Source organism: Streptomyces sp. NBC_01006, from assembly GCF_045162725.1.
In the GTDB taxonomy this organism is placed as follows: Bacteria; Actinomycetota; Actinomycetes; order Streptomycetales; family Streptomycetaceae; genus Streptomyces.
Window position 1 is genome coordinate 6711132 of the sequence record NZ_CP108700.1, and the last position, 15515, is coordinate 6726646.

Sequence of the window (15515 nt, forward strand, 5' to 3'; positions counted from 1 at the left end):
AAGGGCGGTAGGGCGTGCGGCTGACCATCCTCGGCGGGGGCGGATTCCGGGTTCCGCTCGTCTACGGTGCACTCCTCGGCGACCATGCCGAGGGCCGGATCTCCCACGTGACCCTGTACGACGAGGACCCCGCCCGGCTCCGCGCCATGGCCCGGGTGCTCGCGGACCAGGCGGCCGCCTCCGGAGTGCCCGACGCCCCGGCCGTCACCGCCACCGGGGACCTCGACGAGGCCCTGCGCGGGGCCGACTTCGTCTTCTCCGCCATCCGCGTCGGCGGTCTCGAAGGGCGCGCCGCCGACGAGCGGGTCGCGCTGGCCGAGGGCGTGCTGGGCCAGGAGACGGTCGGCGCGGGCGGGATCGCGTACGGCCTGCGGACGGTGCCGGTCGCCCGGGAGATCGCCCGCCGGGTGGCCCGTATCGCCCCCGAGGCCTGGGTCATCAACTTCACCAACCCGGCCGGGCTGGTCACCGAGGCCATGGCCGAGCAGCTCGGCGACCGGGTGATCGGGATCTGCGACTCCCCGGTGGGGCTCGGCCGGCGCATCGCCCGGCTGCTCGGCGCCCGCCCCGAGGAGGCCTGGATCGACTACGTCGGCCTCAACCACCTGGGCTGGGTCCGCGGGCTGCGCATCGGCGGCCGCGACGAACTGCCGCGGCTGCTGGCCGACACCGAGGCGCTGGAGTCCTTCGAGGAGGGCCGGCTGTTCGGGGCCGAGTGGCTGCGCTCGCTCGGCGCGATCCCGAACGAGTACCTGCACTACTACTACTTCAACCGTGACACCGTACGGGCCTACACGGAGGCCAAGCAGACCCGCGGGGCGTTCCTGCGCGACCAGCAGCGCGGGTTCTACGCCGAGGCGGGCCGGGCGGACCAGGAGCCCGGGGCGGCGCTGGCCGCCTGGGACCGGACCCGGGCCGAGCGGGAGGCCACGTACATGGCCGAGAACCGCGAGGCGGCGGGCATGGGCGAGCGCGACGAGAGCGATCTGGAGTCCGGCGGGTACGAGAAGGTGGCGCTCGCGCTGATGCGGGCCATCGCGCGGGACGAGCGGGCCACGCTGATCCTCAACGTGCCGGGCCGCGGCGTGCTGTCCGTACTCGACGCGCAGGCGGTCATCGAGGTGCCGTGCCTGGTCGACGCGAACGGGGCGCACCCGGTGGCCGTGGACCCGCTGCCGCTGCACGCTGTGGGCCTGGTGACCTCCGTCAAGGCGGTCGAGCGGGAGGTGCTCGCGGCCGCCGCGAGCGGCTCCCGGGCGGACGCGGTCAAGGCCTTCGCGCTGCACCCGCTGGTGGACTCGGTCGGGGTGGCCCGGCGGCTGCTGGAGGGGTACGCGGCCGAGCACCCGGGCCTGGCCTACCTGCGCTGATCCCTCCCCGGCCGGCCCGCCGGGCGGGGTCCTCCGTACGGCCCAGTGGGCATGCGGCGCGGCGGGGGCGCTGTGAGAGTGCGAGATGTGACCACTGCCCCCGCCGAAGCCGCAGCCGCGCCCGCAGCGGCGGCGCCTCCCGTGCTCGACCGGCGGCGGCGCAACGTCGTCTTCGGCACGATCATGCTGGGGGTGCTGCTCGCGGCCCTGGACCAGACGATCGTCGGCACCGCGCTGCCCACGATCGTGGCGGATCTCGGCGGCGGCCAGCACATGTCGTGGGTGGTGACCTCGTACCTGCTCGCGGAGACCGTCGCGACGGTGCTCGTGGGCAAGTTCGGTGACCTCTTCGGCCGGAAACTGATCTTCCAGATCTCGGCGATCATCTTCATCACCGGCTCGTTCCTGTGCGGCCTGGCGAGCAACATGTCCCTGCTCATCCTGTGGCGGGGAGTCCAGGGCATCGGCGCCGGCGGCCTCATGGTCACCGCCATGGCCCTGATCGCCGACGTGATCCCGCTGCGCGAACGGGGCAAGTACCAGGGCGCGATCGGAGCCGTCTTCGGGGTCGCGACCGTCATCGGACCGCTGCTCGGCGGGCTGTTCACCGACCACCTCAGCTGGCGCTGGGCGTTCTACGTGAACGTCCCGATCGCGATCCTGGTGGTCGTCGCGGCGGCCCGGACGATCCCCTCGGTCCGAGCGGCCGGGGGCACCCGCATCGACTACCTGGGCATCGCCCTGGTCGCCGTCGGCTCCAGCGCCCTGATCCTGGCCACCAGCTGGGGCGGGAACGAGTACGCCTGGGGCTCCGCGGCGATCATCGGGCTGTTCGTGCTCGGCGTACTGGCCCTGGCGCTGTTCTGCCTGGTCGAGACGCGGGCGGCGGAACCGATGCTGCCGATGCGGCTGTTCGGGAACCCGGTCTTCACGATCTGCTCGGTGCTCAGCTTCGTGGTCGGCTTCGCCATGCTCGGCGCGATGATCTTCCTGCCGACGTACCTGCAGTTCGTGGACGGGGATTCGGCCACGGTCTCGGGCGTACGGACCCTGCCGCTGGTGATCGGCCTGCTGATCGCGTCCGTCTTCAGCGGCAACGTCACCAGCAAGACCGGGCGGTACCGGATCTTCCCCATCGTCGGCTGCCTGGTGATGGGGATCGGGCTGTACCTGCTGTCGCGGATGGGCCCGGGCACCAGCGCCTGGCTGGAATCGCTGTACATGTTCGTGCTCGGTGTCGGGATCGGCCTGTGCATGCAGGTCCTGACGATCGCCGTGCAGAACACCGTGGACTACGCCGACCTCGGCACCGCCACATCAGGTGTCACGTTCTTCCGTACGCTCGGCAGCTCGTTCGGCACCGCCGTGTTCGGGACCATCTACGCCAACACCCTGGGCCCCGCGCTGGAGAAGGCCGTCGCGGAGGCCGCCCGGGCCACCGGGGCCGATCCGGAGCAGCTGGCGAAGGCGGCCCAGAGCCCCCAGGGCGTCCACGCGCTCGAACCGGCGGCGGCCGCCCCGATCGTCGAGGCCTACGCGCACGCGCTGCACACGGTGTTCCTGTGGACGGTGCCGGTGGCCGGGATCGGCTTCGTCGTCGCGCTCTTCCTCAAGGAGGTCCGGCTGCGCGACAGCGCCCGCGCGGCGTCGACGGACATGGGCGACGGCTTCGCCTCACCGGCCACGGCCTCCGGCGATTCGGCCAAACTGCTGGAGCTGGCGGTCGGGAAGCTCGTACGGAACATGGGGCCGGAGACGGCGCGGGCGATCGTGAACGCCTCCGACACCCGGCTGGACATCGCGGGTGCGTGGGCGGTGATGCAGGTGGAGATCACGACCCGTACGGTCGGCCACGCCAGCCTCGGGCTCATCGCCTCGCGCCGCGCCCTGCCGCCGGAGGTGCTGGTTCCGGTCTTCGACCGGATGGAGCAGGAGGGGTACCTGACCCGCGAGGGAGCCTTCTTCACGCTCACGCCGGCGGGGCAGCGGGAGGCGGCGACCCTCTCGAAGGCGTGGGGGGACTGGCTCGGCGGCGAGCTGGAGAAGGACCGCGGCCGCCCGCGGAGCGAGGAACTCCGGGCGGCGGCCGACGCGATCGCGAAGCGGCTGCTCGTGGAGGACCTGAGCGAGGGCTACTTCGGACAGAAGGCCCCGGCGGGGCTGTGACCCGGGACCGCGCTCACGGTCCGGCCGACCGGCCGCCGGTGATGCGGCTCCACAGGGAACGCGTGGCGCCGAAGCCGCTCTCGTGCACCCAGACGTGGGTGCAGGACGGGCACTGCAGGTGCAGCAGGCTGCCGGTGTTGGTGAGCAGGTAGCGCCAGTGCGAGGAGCACGTGCGCCGCTCCTCGCAGGGCGCACAGCCGCGGGCGTCGGCGCAGCTCGGGCAGGCCACCCAGGCGCGTCGCCCGGGGTCCGCCTGCGGGTCAAGCGGCAGCATGGCCGTCCCCGCGCGGGGCGAGCACGCCGGCGGCGACCAAGCCGTCGTAGACGCGCTGCTGCTCGGCGTCGAGGCCGGAGTACAGCAGGTCGTACGCCGCCTCCTCACCGCGCAGAACCTCGATCGGGTCCCAGTCGGGGCCGAGGGCGGCCATGACCTGGGCCCGCCGGAGGACCTCCTGAGCGGTGAGGTCGACGGTGAAGTCGACCAGCTCGGGGGTGCCCGGTTCGGTGGGGGGTGTGGGGTGGTGTGAGGCCATACGTCTGAACTTAGGTATGCCTTCCTTCCTCTGGCAAGAGGGGGTGGGAGATGTCACAGCCGCCGGTCGTTCGGTCTGGTCACCGTCCATTTGCCGGTTCGGCAACAGGGTTTGCCAAGCGGGTGGGCGGGCCACACCCTCGGCGGTATGGACAACGCAAGGGACAACACGCTGACCAGCTCTTTCGACGTGGTGGTCGTGGGCGGCGGGACCGCCGGACTCGCCGGGGCGCTGACCCTGGCCCGGGCCCGCCGTTCGCTGCTGGTGCTCGATTCCGGCAGCCCCCGCAACGCCCCCGCCGCCCACCTGCACGGATACCTGGGCCGGGACGGGGCGAGTCCGGCGGAGCTGCTGGCCGTGGGGCGGGCCGAGGTCACCGGGTACGGGGGCGAGATCCGTTCGGGGGCGGCCGGCACCGCGCTCGCCGCCGACCGGCTGCCCGGCGGCGGCTTCCTCGTCCGGTGCGCCGACGGGTCCGCGGTCCGGGCCGGCCGGCTGCTGATCGCCACCGGGCTGGTGGACGAGCTGCCGGAGCTGCCGGGGCTCCGGGAGCGCTGGGGGCGGGACGTGCTGCACTGCCCGTACTGCCACGGCTGGGAGGTCCGCGACGAGCCGGTCGCGGTGCTGGCCACCGGCCCGCTCGCCGTGCACCAGGCGCAGATGTGGCGGAACTGGACCGACCGCGTGACCCTGCTGACCCACACCCGGCGCCTCACCGACGAGGAGCGGGAGCTGCTGTCCGCACTCGGCGTCGCGGTGGCGGAGGGCGAGGTGACCGGCCTCGACATCGCCGACGACCGGCTGGCCGGGGTGGTCCTGGCCGGTGGTGCGGCCGTGGCGTGCACGGCGCTCGTGGTGGCCCCGAGGTTCACCGCCCGGGCCGGGGTGGCGGCCAGCCTCGGGCTGCCGGTCGCCACCGTGGAGCGGGACGGAGCGGCGATCGGCACCTGCCTGGAGGCCGATCCGGCGAGCGGGGCCACCGCACTGCGCGGCGTGTGGGCCGCCGGGAACGTGGCCGGCCCCATGGAGCAGCTGGCCGGGGCGGCCGCGGCCGGGGTCCGCGCGGCCGCGGCGATCAACACCGACCTGATCGAGGAGGAGGGCCGGCGGGCCCTCGACGCCCACCGCGCGGCCGGCCGGAGCGCGGGCGGGGCATAGCCCGTCGGACAGGTGTGCGGGTTTCGGCCAGGGCGGGTCCGTGCAGGCTCTGAGCGGTCTGATCTTCGTACCGTTCATCGGCTCAGAGGCTCGGGGGGCTTGTAATGGCACATGTGCTGGTCATCGGCGGAGGTGTCGGAGGGCTGGCGACCGCGCTGCTCGCGGCGCGGTACGGACACACCACCGAACTCTTCGAACGCGATACGCGCGCACCCGGTGCCGCGCTCGACCGGGACTTCTTCGGATGGCACCGGCCGGGCGTCCCGCAAGCCGCCCAGCCGCACGCCCTGCTCGGCGCGGCCCGTACCGTCCTGCGGCGGGAACTGCCCGACGTCCACGCGGAGATGCTGCGGCTCGGGGCCCGCGAGCGGCACGAGCTGGACTGGTTCGACGTACGCCCGCCGGAGCGGCCCGGCGACGAGGACCTGGTGATGCTCCAGGCCCGGCGCATCGTGCTGGAGAGCGCTCTGGCCACCGCGCTGCGCGCGGAACCGGGGGCCGTCATGCACCACGGGGAGCCGGTGACCGGCCTGTTGGCCGAGCCGAGCGGCTCCGCCGTACGCGTGCGGGGCGTGACCACGCAGGCCGGTGCGTACGCGGGGGACCTCGTCGTGGACGCGGGCGGGCGGCGCGGCGGCGTCGAGCGACTGCTGCCCGCGGCGGGCTGCCGGCCGGCCGTCGTGGAACGGCACCGCACGGGGCTGGCGTACTTCTGCCGCTGGTACCGGCTGCCGGAGGGGATGGAGGAGGGGCCGCGCCGGCCCTGGGCGGTGACCGGCGGCGCCTTCGCCGGGTGCGCGGTCTTCCCGGCCGACAACCGGCTGTTCGCCGTGACCCTGTTCGTCCACACCCGGGACACCACCCGCTCCGCGCTGCGCGATCCCGCCGTGTTCGAGGCCGCCGCGCGCGCCTTTCCGCCCGGCGCGGCCTGGCTGGGCCTGGGCGCCGAACCGCTGTCGGGCGTACTGGCCACGGCGAGCCTGGACAACCGGTGGAGCGCGCTGGTGGACGAGCGGGGGCCGGTGGCGACCGGACTGGTGCCGGTCGGGGACGCGATCGCGCACACCAACCCGACGCTGGGGCAGGGCACCTCGCTGGCGCTGTGGGCCGCGAGCCGGGTGGCCCGTACGGCGCACCAGGACGCGGGGTCGGCACGGTTCGCCGCCGCGTACCACGCGTGGGCCGTGCGGACCCTGAAGCCGTGGTTCGACTTCCAGGTGGTGGCGGACGCGGCCATCGGCGAGCGGTTCGCGACGCGGGCCGGGCGGCGGACGGACTCGGCGCGCGTGGTGGCCGCGCTGTTCGAGTGCGCACTGGAGGACCCGGAGGTGATGCGGGCCCGGGCGCGGGTGCGGCACCTGGCCGAGCCGCCGGAGCGGGCGTACGCGGACCCGCAGGTGCGGGCGCGGGTGGAGCGCTGGCTGGCGGCCCGGCCCGGGTACGCGCCGCACGCGGTGGGGCCGGACCGGGAGGAGTGGGAGAGGCTGGTCTACGACCCGGCGGTCGGGCCGAGGACATCGGCGAGGTCGTAGCCGACGACCTCTTCGAGCGACTCCTTCGACGGCCAGGAAAAGGATGTACAGGGCGTAGCCGCGAGGCATCGCGGGGTCCTGGTGGAGATCGCGCGTGCAGTACGAGCGTGAGTGCCCGCTCGCCGGAGGCAGAAGCGAGGCTTGTGCGGACGGATCGAAGCCCGCGCCGGATGGGTGGCGGGCATGAGCGGACACAAGTGGGGAAACCGTTCTGGGCCCGCCCGGGAGACTGGCCCTCGGCCGTCCGCAAGGCACTGTGGTCCCGAGACCACGGCTTGTGCCGGCACATCCGGTACGACACTGGCCTACCGTGCTACCTGCCAGATGACGCCGTGGACCACATCAAGCCCATGTCCCAGGGAGGGCGCAGCATCGCGGCCAACGGGCAGGTTCTGTGTCGCTACCACCATGCGGAGAAGACCGGGCATGAGGCTGCTGCGGGCAAGCGGAAGGCTGTCAGCCACCGTCGGCGGCCGGTGAAGAAGCACCCAGGCGCGCTGTAAACGACGAAGCGCCGGCTTCCCTGCGAGGGAGGTCGGGGCCTTTCTCTCTGGGTTCAGCCCTGCCGGCTGTTGTGATCGAACGTCGGAGTGGGCCCAACACCCTTATTGATCAGGGCTGTTGTCATGCAGCGTGCGGGCGTAGTAGCTTGTAAACGCTCTTGTGATTCCGCTCGAACCATGTGCTAGTCGGCGTCTCGCCGTGTCGGCATGCTAGAGGGTTGATCAAGATCGAAACGAGCGACCTGCAGCAAGACTTCGTTCGGGGCGCGCTGTCTCCGAACGCCTTCCGTGGTGGTGACACACCACGGCAGCCCGCACCCTCTTTACCCTTGGGGCATTCAAGGTCATCACGACCTCAACGAACACCACTCGCCGACCACGGCGGGGGGCGCAGCTCGCGGGCGGCTGTGTTTTCTGGCAGACACTTCCGTCTGTCTTCGTTGAGGTTTTCGTGCCCTGGCACGCCCTCTCGAAGGCGACGGCCTTACCGTCCTTGGAGGGGCGATGTGGGCCGTTATGCAAGAGCTTGCCATCACGGGGCCGAACGCGCTGCTCGCGTTCTTCGCCCTCCTGGTGTTCATGTTCCTGGCCGCGCTCGTGATCGCTCTGCGAAACGCCGAGCCTGGCCATCGACCCGAGATCATTCGGGCTCTGGCTGAGCTCATGGCGTTTTGGAAAAAGCGATGAGAGCCCACAGGTAGGGAGCATGACCACCCCGCAACGTTGCGGGGTGGTCTGCTTCGAGTTGAAGCTCCAGCGGAGGTGCCGACGGCGCGGTGACCTGCGATGTTCTGGGAGGGTCATTCTCAACTCGTTCTAGTTCAGCGGGCAGGACAACCCTGGTTCGGCACGGTTGGGGGAGCAGGTCACCAGGGCGACGGAGTGGAACACGGTGCCGCTGAGGTAGTGGCCGAGGGACACGTCCCCACCCCACGTCAACCGCTCCACGGCGGCTCTCGCCAGGACCACTAGGCGGGTTACGTCCCGCTCCGCTTCTGTGGCGAACCGCGGTGCGAACTCTGCGAGTTGGAGCCCCAGCCATTCGCCGGCCTCCTTCGGCTCCTCCCAGGTTCCTCGGATCGTTGAGGGCGGCTTCATCAGCCAGTGGGCTGTCTGGATCGGCGGTATGCCGGTCACGGGGAACTCGGCTACAGCCTGCCGGTATCGGTCGATGACCTCTTGCGGGCTTCCAGCAGTCGGAGGTTCCCCCGGGGGGCGCCGAACGCCTTCCTTGTCGAACTCCTTCTTCTCCCCGAGCCATGCGTAGCCGTGGTGGTGCACTGCTGCTCCGTTCCTAGGGATGGCGACGGCCCCGCCCGTCGGCGTGAGGGCAGGGCCGTCATTTCAGGTGGTGCTGTGGGCTACGCGGAGAGGTCGAAGCGCGAGGGGTCGATGCCCGCCGCGTCCAGCTCCGCCGTGGTGAAGCGCAGCGGCTCCGCGTCCGGCCGCTTGCTGTCACCCAGGGCCCACGCGTCGGGGCCGATCTTGGCGAGGGTTACGCAGGCCTCGCCGTCCGGGTGGGTGTTGCCTCCGCACGCCTTCGAGAAGGCGGCTGTGTCGATGTTGAGCGCGTACAGGTCGGTCATCGTGGCCCTTCCTGATCTGCTTGACGGCCGTACGAGGCCGTCTCCCGCCCCTCAGTGGGCGGAAGTCTCCGTGACGCTCATGGCCTCGGCTATCTGCTCCACCACGTCGGCGGGCAACATCCCCAGGTGCACGTACGGGAGGCCGTTGTAGGTGACCGTGGGCCGTATGCCGCTCCACGCCGACTCGGGGACACCGAGAGAGGCCAAGGCTGCCCGTATCGGTTCTGAGGCGTTGGTGGCCATCGCTCTGCCATTTCGCCAGGTCTGCATTTCCATCAGACGGCCACGGCCTTCGTCGTCGGGCACGTCTCGGCGTGCCGGTAGACGACGGCGGGCGACCCCGACGTGCGGTCGATGGTTCCCCGACGGACGGGTTCGAGCGGCTTGACGGTGCGCATGCAGGCGGAGCACTTGTGTCCGGGTGCGTAGGTCAGGTACTCCCAGGCGTCCTGGTCGTACTCCGGGGCCTCTGCCTTCTTGCTCTTCGCCATGTCGCACCCCTCGCGGTCGCCGTCGCTGCGTCGGCAGCAATAGTGACCAGGGCCGAAGGACGTTCCTAGCCTGTTTCCTGTTCCGTCAAGAATCCGTCCCGGAGGCTCTCGACGAGGCTCCGCATCACGTCACCGGACAAGGCCGCCTGCTCGAACCCTTCGAACTTTCGGACGTACATCTCTACGTCCCGCGGGTCGGTTACGACTATCTCGGCGTGGACGGTCTCGACCGTCACCGTCCGATCGTCTCGGATGACGAAGGCGTGGTTCGCGATGTCCGTCTGCGGGGCGGAGAGCGGCACGACCCTGATGTCCACGTGAGCCAAGCGAGACATGGAGACGATCCGGTCGAGCTGTGCAGCCATCATTTGCGGCGGGACGATCCGCCAGCGGAGCACGGGTTCGGTGATGACGAAGCGGAGCTTCTTCGTGCCGTCGAACAGCACAGCCTGACGCTCAAGCCTTCCGCTGATCGTGCGGGTAAGAGCGTCTTCGCTCAAGTTGTGGCGCCGGAGGATGGCCCGGATGTACTCGGGCGTCTGGAGCAGCCCAGGTACCAGGGCGGGCTGGAACAGCCGCAGGACGGCCATCTGAGCTTCAAGGGCCTTCGCTGCCTGCTGACCCTTGTGGATGCCGGCTCGCTTGAGGAGTCGCCACGCGGTGGCTTCAGTGGTCGCGGCACGGGCCGCTTCCGTGTACTCGGCCTTGATGGCGTCAGAGACGCCTATGGCGGTGAGGATGCGTTCAACGTCCGTTGTGCTCGGCAGAAGGTTGGCATTCTCGATCTTGGAGAGCTTGGACGGAGACATGAGGGCGCTACGGGCGACCGCTTTGGCTTCCTTCCCGGACGCCTCTCGCAGTGCCCGCAGCGCGGCCCCGAGCTGTGCTTTGTTCACTCGCCGTACTTGGCCCACCAGTCGGTGAACGGCTCCGCGTGGGCGAGTGCCGTTTCCCGGTAGGCGACGTAAGCGGCGGCCTCGTCCTGCGGCAGAACGTCAGCGCCGAGGAACCCCCCGGCATCGTCGTACCGCATGACGGCCGTGTCCTTGGAGTCGAAGAGCCAGAAGTCCGGAGCGGCTTCGAGAGGGTTAGGCGCGTCCGTCACGTCGAGGATGAAGAACTCTTCCCCGCCGGTCATGTTCGTCCGGTAGCCCCAGCCCAGTTCGAAGCGGAGGTACTTTGTGAGCGGGCGCCTGAGGATGTGCACGCGGTACACCCGCTTGCCCGCGTTGGTCAGGTCCCGGAGCTCGTTGACCCAACCAACGTTATAGCCCTCCGGCTGCTCCTGGCCGGCCTGGAACACCCGATAGGCGTCCACGTTCCCCGAGCCGCTGTAGTCGTCGAGGGTCTCCAGACGGAACGCCTCGCGCTCGAAGTCGTCGAAGAGATCTCCGAGGGTCCTAGATGAGGCCATCGGCGATGGCCTTCTTGATCAGCTCGACGGGGATCTCCACGAGGGTTTCGTGAGCGGGAATCTTGAGTCCGTGGTCGGTGGGCGTCTCACCCTGGACGAGGAACGTGCCCCTGTCGGTCGCGTAGATCGTCGGGCAGTCCTTGATGTCACAGGTGCTGATCAGCTTGGTCACCTTCATGGCTTCCGGTTCCCCTCTCCCGCGCGGCGGAGTGCTGCGTTCGATGCTCCCGAGTCGATGACCTCAGGGTCAAGCGATCACAGTTGAGAGAACGGGAAACCGGCCGTGTCTAGGTGTGCTTGATGCCCAGCACCTCGTCCAGGTCGTAGCCCACCACTTCCTCAAGCTGGTCGTAGGTGCAGCTCTCGGGGGTGCGGTCGGGCCGCCAGCGGCGCCAACGGGCCGTGTGCCGGAACCTCCCACCTTCGCCGCCATCTACGCTGTTGGTAAGGGTGTCGTACGCGACCTCGCAGACGCGCTCGGGGCGCAGCGGCACCCAGGAGAGGTCCTTCTTGCCGGTCCAGCGGCTCTGCGCGCCGGGCAGCCGGGCGCTCTCGTGCGCGGACTCCTCGGCCCAGGCGGCCCAGGGGTGCCCGGTGGTGTCGTCCATGCGCAGCGGTGCGAGCTCGTCCACCAGCTCGGCGCGGCGCTTCATCGGGAAGGCGGCGCAGACCCCCACGTGCTGGAGGGCGCCGTGGGCGTCGTACAGGCCCAGGAGCAGCGATCCGACAATCGGACCGCTCTTGTGGAAACGGAAACCCGCGATGACGGCGTCGGCCGTACGCTCGTGCTTGATCTTGAACATGAGACGGGCATCGGGCCGGTAGGGGAGATCGAGCGGTTTGGCGACCACCCCGTCGAGCCCGGCGCCCTCGAACCGCTCGAACCACTCCTGCGCGAGCGCGGGGTCGGTGGTCGCGGGCGCGAGGTGAACGGGGGGCCGAGCGGTGGACAGGGCTTCGGTGAGGGCGTTGCGGCGGTCGGCGAGCGGGATGTCGAGGAGCCCCTCGTCGCCGAGCGCGAGCAGATCGAAGGCGACGAAGCTGGCGGGGGTCGTCCGCGCCAGCATGTCGACACGGGACTGCGCGGGATGGATCCGCTCGGTCAGCCGGTCGAAGTCCAGCCGCCCGCCGTGAACGATGACGATCTCGCCGTCCACCACGCAGCGGGCCGGCAGGTTGTCCTTCAGCGCGGTCACCAGCTCGGGAAAGTACCGGGTCAGGGTCTTGCCGGTGCGGCTGCCGATCTCCACCTCGTCGCCGTCGCGGTGCACGATGGCCCGGAAGCCGTCCCATTTGGCCTCGTACTGCATGCCCGGTGGGATCTTGGCCACCGACTTGGCGAGCATCGGCTTCACGGGCGGCATCACGGGCAGATCCATGTCTTAGATTCTGCGGTGGTACGTCCCCGCCCGCCCGGTATGCGCACCAGGCGGGGGCCGCCTACCGTGGCGCACATGGGTGCATCCGGTAATGCCATCGAGCTGGACGCGGGCGGGCGCACCGTGCGGCTGTCCAGCCCGGACAAGGTCTACTTCCCCGAGCGCGGCCTGACGAAGCTGGACGTGGCGCAGTACTACCTGTCGGTGGCCGACGGGATCACGCGCGCCCTGCGCAACCGGCCCACCACCCTGGAGCGCTACCCCGAAGGGGTGGAGGGCGAGTCCTTCTTCCAGAAGCGGGCCCCGAAGAACCTGCCCGACTGGATCCCGACCGCCCACATCGAGTTCCCCAGCGGGCGGACGGCCGACGAGATCTGCCCGACCGAGCCGGCCGCCGTGCTGTGGGCCGCCAACCTGGGCTGCCTCACCTTCCACCCCTGGCCGGTGCGGCGCGAGGACACCGACCGTCCCGACGAACTGCGCATCGACCTGGACCCGCAGCCGGGCACCGACTACCACCACGCGGTGATCTGCGCCCACGAACTGCGCGACGTACTGGAGGACCTGGGCCTGCGCGGCTGGCCCAAGACCTCCGGCGGGCGCGGTCTGCACGTCTTCGTCCCGATCGAACCGCGCTGGACCTTCACCGAGGTCCGGCGCTGCGCGATCGCGATCGGCCGCGAGCTGGAACAGCGGATGCCCGGCAAGGTCACCACGGCGTGGTGGAAGGAGGAGCGCGGCGAGCGGATCTTCGTCGACTACAACCAGACCGCCCGCGACCGCACGATCGCCTCCGCGTACTCCGTACGCCCGCGCCCGCACGCCCCCGTCTCGGCCCCGCTGCGCTGGGACGAGATCGACTCGGCCGAGCCCCGCGACTTCGACATCATCACGATGCTGGCGCGCTACGCCGAGCTCGGGGACCTGCACGCGGACATGGACGACCACGCCTTCACCCTGGACGCGGCCCTGGAACTGGCCGAGCGCCACGAACACGACCACGGCCTGGGCGACATGCCCTACCCGCCGGACTATCCGAAGATGCCGGGCGAACCCAAGCGCGTCCAGCCGAGCCGGGCGAAGCACGAGGACTGAGCGCACTGTCGGTGGCGGGTGCCATGCTCGTAGGGAGGACGGAAGGAGTACGGGTCATGCTCACGACGGACTACACGAACGGCTCACCGAACTGGGTCGACCTCGGCACGCCCGACCTCGACGGCGCCGCCGGGTTCTACACCGGACTGTTCGGCTGGGACTACCGGCCGGGCGGAGAGGAAGCCGGCGGATACGCGATGTTCCAGCTCGACGGCAGGACGGTGGCCGGTGGCATGGCCGTCGCGCCGGAGGAGGTCCGCTCGGCCTGGACGCTGTACTTCCAGAGCCCCGACGCGGACGCCACGGCGGCTGCCGTGGTCAAGGCGGGCGGCACGGTGGCGGTCGAACCCAGGGACGTCATGGGCCTCGGCCGGATGGCGATCTTCGCCGACCCGGCGGGGGTCACGTTCTCGATCTGGCAGCCGGGCAGGATCGAAGGCCTCGGCGCGGTGACCGACGTCGGCACCCTGTGCTGGAGCGAGCTGTACACGGGCGATGTGCCGGCGGCCGCCGCCTTCTACGGCTCGGTCTTCGGGTGGGAGATCAGCGAGATGCCCTTCGAGGGTGGCTCGTACACCGTGGTCAAGGCGGCGGGCGCCTCCGACGAGGCGGCCTTCGGCGGCCTGGTCCCGATCGGGGCCGACCCGGTGGAGGACGCCGAACGCCCCTACTGGACCCCGTACTTCGAGGTCGCCGACTGCGACGTGACGGCGGCCAGGGCGGAGGAGTCGGGCGGCAAGGTCCGGCTGTCCCCGGTGTCCATGGAGGGCGTCGGCCGCTTCGCGAAGCTGGCGGACCCCTACGGCGCGCGGTTCGCGGTCATCGCCAGCGCCCCCGCGCCCGGGGCGTGAGGGCGCTGGCCGGCCGTGAAGCGGTGTTGATCAGGCGTTGATCGGACGTCCATCGGCGGCGATGAGTATCTCCGGCATGTCGATGAACACCGCCACCACCACCGCAGCACCCGCCTGGTACGACCTCGCCCTCTGCGCCCAGACGGGCCCGGGCTTCTTCTTCCCGGAGCCCGGCTCGTCCCTGCGGGACGCGAAGCGGCTGTGCGGGGCCTGTGAGGGCCGCGCGGCATGCCTGGAGTACGCCCTGGCCAACGACGAGCGATTCGGCGTCTGGGGCGGCCTCTCGGAGTCGGAGCGCCTCGCCCTGCGCCCGCGCGGCTGACCGGGCTCGACACGGCCGGGCAGCGCCGGACGCCCCCGCGAAACGCGAAACCCTGGCAGGGCGGGGGCCATGCCAGGGTTTCGAGGCGTTGCGGGGCGCTCTGGGGCTCTGGGGCGCTCTGCGGCGGTCAGGCCTTGCGGGCCGCGATGCGCGCCGCGCGGGCGGCCAGGCGCTCGTCGAACTTGCGGGCCTCGGAGTCCAGGCCGTTCATGAAGAGCCCGAGCTCCTCCTGGGCCTTCTGGCCCTCCGGGCCGAGACCGTCGATGTCCATGATCTTCAGGAAGCGGATCACCGGGCTCAGCACGTCGTCGTGGTGGATCCGCAGGTTGTAGACCCCGCCGATCGCCATCTGCGCGGCCATCCGCTCAAAGCCGGGCATGCCGTGTCCGGGCATCCGGAAGTTGACCACGACGTCCCGCACGGCCTGCATCGTCAGGTCCGGGGCGAGCTCGAAGGCCGAGCCCAGCAGGTTGCGGTAGAAGATCATGTGCAGGTTCTCGTCCTGCGCGATACGGGCCAGCATCCGGTCGCAGACCGGGTCACCGGACTGGTGGCCGGTGTTGCGGTGCGAGATGCGGGTCGCGAGCTCCTGGAAGGCCACGTACGCCACCGAGTGCAGCATCGAGTGCCGGTTGTCGGACTCGAAGCCCTCCGACATGTGCTGCATGCGGAACGCTTCCAGCTTGTCCGGGTCCACGGCGCGCGAGGCCAGCAGGTAGTCGCGCATCACGATGCCGTGGCGGCCCTCCTCGGCCGTCCAGCGGTGCACCCAGGTGCCCCAGGCGCCGTTGCGGCCGAAGAGCGTGGCGATCTCGTGGTGGTAGCTGGGGAGGTTGTCCTCGGTCAGCAGGTTCACGACCAGCGCGATCTTGCCGATGTCGGTGACCTTGGACTGCTCCGGCTCCCAGGCCTCGCCGTCCTCGAAGAAGCCCGGGAAGTTCCGGCCGTCGCTCCACGGGACGTACTCGTGGGGCATCCAGTCCTTGGTGACCTTCAGATGGCGGTTGAGTTCCTTCTCGACCACCTCTTCCAGCGCGTACAGCAGCTTGGCGTCGGTCCACGCCTCCGAGCTGCCGAGGTGGGGAGAGGTGATTGTCACGGGTGCTCCTGAGGAC

The 15515-nt window shown here is 70.7% G+C and carries 19 protein-coding genes; 8 read left to right on the top strand and 11 right to left on the bottom strand.

Annotated features, from left to right (window positions below):
- Nucleotides 1-14 precede the first annotated feature (14 nt).
- Both OG509_RS30405 and OG509_RS30410 read left to right on the top strand, forming a co-directional pair.
- On the top strand, nucleotides 15-1370 hold the full coding sequence (locus OG509_RS30405; protein ID WP_406185791.1) for a 6-phospho-beta-glucosidase: 1356 nt from the start codon (nucleotides 15-17) through the stop codon (nucleotides 1368-1370).
- Nucleotides 1371-1421: 51 nt separating this feature from the next.
- Nucleotides 1422-3536: an MDR family MFS transporter gene (locus OG509_RS30410; protein ID WP_406185792.1), complete on the top strand. Its 2115-nt coding sequence runs from the start codon at nucleotides 1422-1424 to the stop codon at nucleotides 3534-3536.
- A gap of 13 nt (nucleotides 3537-3549) precedes the next feature.
- Here OG509_RS30410 and OG509_RS30415 read toward each other — a convergent pair whose 3' ends face one another.
- Nucleotides 3550-3810 (bottom strand): hypothetical protein, encoded by a 261-nt coding sequence (locus OG509_RS30415; RefSeq protein WP_406185794.1) that lies wholly within the window; start codon nucleotides 3808-3810, stop codon nucleotides 3550-3552.
- Nucleotides 3797-4069: a DUF6400 family protein gene (locus OG509_RS30420; RefSeq protein WP_406185795.1), complete on the bottom strand. Its 273-nt coding sequence runs from the start codon at nucleotides 4067-4069 to the stop codon at nucleotides 3797-3799. Before OG509_RS30420 ends, OG509_RS30415 begins: the two co-directional genes overlap by 14 nt.
- Before the next feature lie 147 nt (nucleotides 4070-4216).
- Here OG509_RS30420 and OG509_RS30425 point away from each other — a divergent pair, with 147 nt between their 5' ends.
- The 3 genes from OG509_RS30425 (at nucleotide 4217) to OG509_RS30435 (ending at nucleotide 7949) form a co-directional block, all read left to right on the top strand.
- Complete coding sequence (locus OG509_RS30425) at nucleotides 4217-5227, top strand: NAD(P)/FAD-dependent oxidoreductase (protein ID WP_406185796.1); 1011 nt, start codon at nucleotides 4217-4219, stop codon at nucleotides 5225-5227.
- A gap of 104 nt (nucleotides 5228-5331) precedes the next feature.
- On the top strand, nucleotides 5332-6759 hold the full coding sequence (locus tag OG509_RS30430) for an NAD(P)/FAD-dependent oxidoreductase (RefSeq protein WP_406185797.1): 1428 nt from the start codon (nucleotides 5332-5334) through the stop codon (nucleotides 6757-6759).
- 1019 nt (nucleotides 6760-7778) lie between these two features.
- Nucleotides 7779-7949 (top strand): hypothetical protein, encoded by a 171-nt coding sequence (locus OG509_RS30435; protein ID WP_376571079.1) that lies wholly within the window; start codon nucleotides 7779-7781, stop codon nucleotides 7947-7949.
- 129 nt (nucleotides 7950-8078) lie between these two features.
- On the opposite strand, the gene OG509_RS30440 is transcribed toward OG509_RS30435, so the two are convergent.
- The 8 genes from OG509_RS30440 to OG509_RS30475 all read right to left on the bottom strand — a co-directional run bounded on the left by OG509_RS30440 (nucleotide 8079) and on the right by OG509_RS30475 (nucleotide 12132).
- Nucleotides 8079-8543, bottom strand: a complete 465-nt coding sequence (locus tag OG509_RS30440) for a hypothetical protein (protein ID WP_406185798.1) — start codon at nucleotides 8541-8543, stop codon at nucleotides 8079-8081.
- A gap of 80 nt (nucleotides 8544-8623) precedes the next feature.
- Entirely contained in the window at nucleotides 8624-8848 is a 225-nt protein-coding gene (locus tag OG509_RS30445) for a DUF397 domain-containing protein (protein ID WP_406185799.1), read from the bottom strand.
- Nucleotides 8849-8899: 51 nt separating this feature from the next.
- Complete coding sequence (locus OG509_RS30450; protein WP_406185801.1) at nucleotides 8900-9055, bottom strand: hypothetical protein; 156 nt, start codon at nucleotides 9053-9055, stop codon at nucleotides 8900-8902.
- Between the two features lie 68 nt (nucleotides 9056-9123).
- The gene (locus OG509_RS30455) at nucleotides 9124-9339 is read right to left on the bottom strand and encodes a hypothetical protein (RefSeq protein ID WP_406185803.1); all 216 of its coding nucleotides are present in this window, start codon (nucleotides 9337-9339) and stop codon (nucleotides 9124-9126) included.
- Between the two features lie 65 nt (nucleotides 9340-9404).
- Entirely contained in the window at nucleotides 9405-10235 is an 831-nt protein-coding gene (locus OG509_RS30460; RefSeq protein ID WP_406185804.1) for a helix-turn-helix domain-containing protein, read from the bottom strand.
- Entirely contained in the window at nucleotides 10232-10753 is a 522-nt protein-coding gene (locus tag OG509_RS30465) for a DUF6879 family protein (protein WP_406185805.1), read from the bottom strand. The genes OG509_RS30460 and OG509_RS30465 overlap by 4 nt, the downstream gene beginning before the upstream one ends.
- Entirely contained in the window at nucleotides 10740-10931 is a 192-nt protein-coding gene (locus OG509_RS30470) for a hypothetical protein (protein ID WP_406185806.1), read from the bottom strand. The genes OG509_RS30465 and OG509_RS30470 overlap by 14 nt, the downstream gene beginning before the upstream one ends.
- A 109-nt stretch (nucleotides 10932-11040) precedes the next feature.
- Entirely contained in the window at nucleotides 11041-12132 is a 1092-nt protein-coding gene (locus OG509_RS30475; RefSeq protein ID WP_406185807.1) for an ATP-dependent DNA ligase, read from the bottom strand.
- 75 nt (nucleotides 12133-12207) lie between these two features.
- Between OG509_RS30475 and ligD the strand changes: the two genes are divergently transcribed.
- The 3 genes from ligD (at nucleotide 12208) to OG509_RS30490 (ending at nucleotide 14400) form a co-directional block, all read left to right on the top strand.
- The gene (gene ligD, locus OG509_RS30480; protein WP_406185808.1) at nucleotides 12208-13227 is read left to right on the top strand and encodes a non-homologous end-joining DNA ligase; all 1020 of its coding nucleotides are present in this window, start codon (nucleotides 12208-12210) and stop codon (nucleotides 13225-13227) included.
- Between the two features lie 56 nt (nucleotides 13228-13283).
- Nucleotides 13284-14078, top strand: coding sequence for a VOC family protein (locus OG509_RS30485; RefSeq protein ID WP_406185809.1), 795 nt, complete (start codon nucleotides 13284-13286; stop codon nucleotides 14076-14078).
- Between the two features lie 76 nt (nucleotides 14079-14154).
- Nucleotides 14155-14400 carry a WhiB family transcriptional regulator gene (locus tag OG509_RS30490; RefSeq protein ID WP_030162223.1) on the top strand — a complete coding sequence of 82 codons (246 nt, stop codon included), beginning with the start codon at nucleotides 14155-14157 and terminating at the stop codon, nucleotides 14398-14400.
- Between the two features lie 127 nt (nucleotides 14401-14527).
- Here OG509_RS30490 and OG509_RS30495 read toward each other — a convergent pair whose 3' ends face one another.
- On the bottom strand, nucleotides 14528-15499 hold the full coding sequence (locus OG509_RS30495; protein ID WP_406185811.1) for an acyl-ACP desaturase: 972 nt from the start codon (nucleotides 15497-15499) through the stop codon (nucleotides 14528-14530).
- Nucleotides 15500-15515: the final 16 nt, after the last annotated feature.